Annotated in this window: 2 protein-coding genes and 1 pseudogene; all 3 read left to right on the top strand. The window is 78.0% G+C overall.

The window, feature by feature from the left end:
- Window positions 1–1,426: pseudogene (locus tag ATM99_RS14650) on the top strand (hypothetical protein); the annotation flags it as partial.
- The gene (locus tag ATM99_RS14645) at window positions 1,423–2,712 is read left to right on the top strand and encodes a hypothetical protein (protein ID WP_062103607.1); all 1,290 of its coding nucleotides are present in this window, start codon (window positions 1,423–1,425) and stop codon (window positions 2,710–2,712) included. The pseudogene ATM99_RS14650 and the gene ATM99_RS14645, both read left to right, overlap by 4 nt.
- Window positions 2,713–2,882: 170 nt before the next feature.
- Window positions 2,883–4,526, top strand: a complete 1,644-nt coding sequence (locus tag ATM99_RS14640) for an HtaA domain-containing protein (protein ID WP_150118312.1) — start codon at window positions 2,883–2,885, stop codon at window positions 4,524–4,526.
- Window positions 4,527–4,540 lie beyond the last annotated feature (14 nt).

Genomic DNA, 4,540 nt, shown 5'->3' with positions numbered 1-4,540 from the left:
CCGAGGTGAGCACACCATGACGACCCGCCCCGACGCCCCCACCGACGTGCGCACCGCGCGACGCCCGCGCGGACGCCGGCACGCCGCCCGGCCCGGCGCACCGGTGCGGACTCTCGCGGGCGCGCTCGCCGCTGCGATGCTCGCGCTCGCGGGCGGTGTCGTCGGGGCGGCCCCGGCGCAGGCGGCCGCGCGCGTAGAGGTCTCCGGCACCGACGGCCGCGCCGCGGCCGACCCGTCCGGCCCCACGACCCTCACGCTGCGCGGCACGGGCTTCCAGTCCGTGAGCGGCGGGTTCGGTGGCATCTACGTGATGTTCGGCTGGGTCTCGGGGTCGTGGCGCCCGTCCGCGGGCGGCGTCACCGGCGACGACCTGCGGTACGTCCCGGACAGCGAGAGCGCCGACAACGCCGGTCACCAGCGGTTCGTCGCGTTCCCCGGCTCCGACACGGCCGCCGCCGCCAACGGCGGCGTCGTCGAGGCGGACGGCACGTGGAGCACGACGCTCGTCGTGCCCGGCGCCCGGTTCGCGACGGTCGACCGGTCCGGGGCGTCGACCACGGTCGACTGCCTGCAGGTCACGTGCGGCGTCATCACGATCGGCGCGCACGGCGTCAAGAACGCCGCCAACGAGACGTTCACGCCCGTGACGTTCGCGGGCGCCTCGGCGGCCCCCGCCGCCGCGCCGGCCGCCGGTGCCACGGACGACGCGCGTGCGGCCGAGGAGGCCGCGCAGGAGGTGCCGGTCGTCGACCCCGCCGCCGCGACGCTCGGCGTCGACCAGGCGACCGCGGTGCTCGGGCGTGCCATGAGCTTCACCGGGCAGGGGTTCCTGCCCGGCGAGCAGGTCGTCGGCTCCGTCGACGACGGCCGGCTCGCCGTCGGCCCGCTGGCCGCCGGTCCGCACGGCGAGGTCGCCGGGTTCGTCGAGCTGCCCGCCGACCTGCGCACCGGCACGCACGTGCTGGAGCTGCGCGGCGCCGCGTCCGGGGCCGCGCCGCAGGCGCAGTTCACCGCGACCAAGGACCCCGCGCTCGTCTCCGCGCAGGAGGCCGCCGAGGCGGCGGCCGACGCCGCGCCGACCGGCCCGACGTGGCAGGAGGTCGCGGTCGGCGTCGCGGCGCTCGTCCTGCTCGCGGTCGTGGTGTCGTCCGCGGTGGCCGGTGCCCGACGTCGGCGTGCGCGCCGGGCGCCGGCACGGCCCGACCCCGCACCGGCCGCAGCGTCGGCACGGCCCGACCCTGCACCGGCCGCAGCGCCGGCACCGCGTTCCGGTCCGGCGCCGGACGCCGCCACCACGGCACCGCTCGTCCCGGTCGCGGCGCCACCGGCGGTAGTCGCGGCGTCACCGGCCGTACCCGTGCACGCGGGCCACGCGGGCCTCGCGTCGCCCGACCCGGCCGCCGCGACGACGGGAGGTGCGCGGTGACCGCCGCACGGCACCGGATACGCGCGGCCCGCGGCGCGCTCGTGGCCCTCGCGACCGCGCTGCTGCTCCCCGCCGCGGCATCGGCGGCACCCGCGTCCGCGTCGGCCGGCGAGCGGCAGGTCGAGATCACCGTGACCGTCCCCGAGCTCGGGACCGGCACGCGCGTGCTCACCGACGCCGAGCTGCTGTGGGGCCTGAACGCCGAGTCGGGTGGCCGCGCGCACGCGGGCGGGTGCCACTTCCTCATGGCCGGACGCCCCGGCGCGACCGGCGACGCGGGCGGCTCGCGCGTCTGGACCGCGGCCGACGGGCTGTACCGCGCGACGGACGGAGCCGTGCGCGTCACGGTGCCCGACGGCTCGCCGGACGGTCGCGTCGCGTCCTGGGACACCCGCTGCCAGACCCCCGACGGGCGACCGGTCGGCGGTGACGCGGTGTCGCAGGCGCGTGTCTCGCTGCGGGGCGGCACGGGCGTCGCCGACCTCGACGCGGGCACGCTCCAGGTCGACTGGACGGGCACGTTCTCGGTCGTCTACTACGGCGGCCTCACGTACTGGTGGGCGTCCGACCCGCAGCTGCGCGTCGCGGCCGACGGCACCGGCACGCTCACGGCGACCCTCGGCGGGTACGCCGCGTCGCGCGACGACGCGTCCGCGTGGGAGCCGGTCCCGCCCCGGCGTGCCGTGCTGGCCGACCTGCGGGTCCGTGCCGGTGAGCTCACCGCGAGCGGCCTGGTGACCACGCCTCGGTACGTCGGGGTCGAGGCAGGAGACCACGGGCAGAGCGCCCGCACCCCGGCGAACGAGCCGTACTGGGGCGCGTTCCCCGCGTCCTTCCTCGACTTCCAGACGCTCACCGGGCAGAGCGGGTACTGGCTCGCGACCGGCGGCGAGGCGGACCCGCGCAAGGTCGCCGCACCCGTCACGGTGCGGCTGCGCGCCGGTTCGGCGGTCGACGGCGAGCAGACCGCACCCGCGGTGGTCGCTCCGCCGTCGGGCGCGGTGGCCCAGCCCGCCCAGCCGGCCGCGCCGGCACGGACGGTCGCGTCCCGCGCGGCCTCGTCGCCGCTCGCGGCGGTGCCCGCGCTCGCGCAGGGACCGGCGGCGTTCGCGGTGCCCGCGACGGCGACGTTCTCGGGGGCGCGCACCGACCTCGTGGGTCGCGACGCCGCCCGCGCGCGGGACGGCGCGCGCGCCACCGTCGGTCTCGCCGGGGTGCTCCTGGGCACGGCCGGCGCGCTCGTGGGATTCCGGCGCGGGTGGCTCGTGCTGCCCGGCCGGGGCTAGCACCCGAGGCGCACGCCGCGGGAGGAGGGGCCGCGAGCCCCACGTCCGGGCCCGGGGGGCCGGACGACGGACGTCAGCAGCACCACGTCCGGAACGAGCACCACGTCCAGCAACAGCAACGTCCAGCAGCAGCAACGTCCAGCAGCAGCAACGTCCAGCAAGGGGAGATGATGCACACAGCACGCACACGCGGCGCCCGCGCCGCCGTCGCCGGGCTCGTCGCGCTCGCGACCGCCGCCGCCGGGGTCGCCCTCGGCAGCGCGGCGCAGGCCGCACCCGGGGACCCGACCGGAGGCACCCTCCAGTGGGGCTTCCGCGAGTCGTTCCGCAACTACGTCGGCCGCCAGACCGCCGCGATGCCCCCGATCGGGGCCCTGCCGGTCGGGCAGCGCATCACGCTCGTGGCGCCCGCCCAGTTCGACACCGCGGGCACGCCCGCGTTCCCCGAGAGCGCGTCGTCGCCCAACGAGACGCTGCCGTACACGCTGCCCGTCACGGGGGGCAGCGTCACGAGCGCCGACGACCTCACGGTCGCGACCTCGGGCGGCGCGGTCTTCGCGTTCCCGTCGCACGCGTTCACCGTGACGGTGAAGGACGTCGAGATCCGCGTCGTGGCCGGTGTCGCGAGCGTCGTCGGCGACCTGTCGGTCGTCATCCCGGAGAACAACCTCGGCTACCAGGCCGGCACCTACGGCGGCGACGACGTCACGCTCGGCCAGGTCGCCGACGTCGACGTCACGCTGTCCGCGTCGGAGGTCACGGTGACCGGCACGGGCGTGACGCTCACCGCGGCGGGCGCGGCCGCGCTGCAGGACTTCCTGCAGGAGGGGGCGGCGCTCGACGACTTCACGGTCACCGCGCAGCGGGACGCCGCCGCGCCCGCGTTCGAGCCCCGCATCGAGCTGTCGCAGACCGCGGGCTTCGACCCCGAGGGTTCGACCACGGTCACGGTCCGCGGGACGGGCTTCGACCCGGCCGCGAACGTCAACACGGCCGGCCGGCCGCCGGTCGCCGCGGGGGCGCCGTCGGGCGTCTACGTGACGTTCGGCCGCTTCGCCGACGTCTGGCGTCCGTCCGCGGGCGCCGGCAGCTCCGCGCGCCCCGTGACGAGCCAGAAGTGGGCGATCCCCGAGCCGTCGTACACGCAGGTCGGCACGGACTACCCGACGCAGGCGCCGAACCTCGTCGTGCTGGGCGCCGACGGCTCCTTCACGGCCGAGCTCACGGTCACCCGGGCGGCCGCCGCCACCGGCACCTACGGCGTCTACGTCTACGCGGCGGGCGGCGCGGCCGCCAACGCGGCGCACGAGCTGTTCGTGCCCGTGCTGTTCGACGGCGACCTCGAGGTCGACGTGACGGTGCCCGAGGCGCCGGTCGAGCCCGAGCCCGGCGCGTTCACCTGGACCGTGGCCGGCGACGGCGCGGTGTCCCTCGGCACGGCCGTCGCCGGTGAGGCGGGCTTCACGGCCACGGGTGCGCTGCCGGCCATCACGGTCAAGGACACCCGCCCGGCGTCGACGGGCTGGTCCATCACGGGCCGCACCGGCACGTTCGCCACGGCGGACGGTCGGGCGACCTTCAGCGGGTCGCGGCTCGCCTGGACCCCGGGGGTGAGCGGCGCGGTCGCCGCCGCCGGGCCCGCGCTCACGCCCAGCGCGTCCGGCGGGCTGGCGTCCGGGTCGACGCTCGCGTCGGCGCCCGCGGGCACCCCGTCCGGCGAGGTCACCGTGCAGGCGGCGCTCACGCTCGGCCTCCCGCTCGACACGGCCGCCGGGTCGTACACGGGCGTGCTCACGCTCACCGCGGTCGGCTGACCCGACCGTGCACG

The organism is Cellulomonas sp. B6, assembly GCF_001462455.1.
GTDB lineage: Bacteria > Actinomycetota > Actinomycetes > Actinomycetales > Cellulomonadaceae > Cellulomonas.
This window is presented reverse-complemented; position numbering and strand designations above follow the sequence as displayed.

What these genes read in the sequence shown, in the direction of transcription:
- ATM99_RS14640 (WP_150118312.1), top strand. Translation starts at nt 2,883, where the DNA reads ATGCACACAGCACGCACACGCGGCGCCCGCGCCGCCGTCGCCGGGCTC.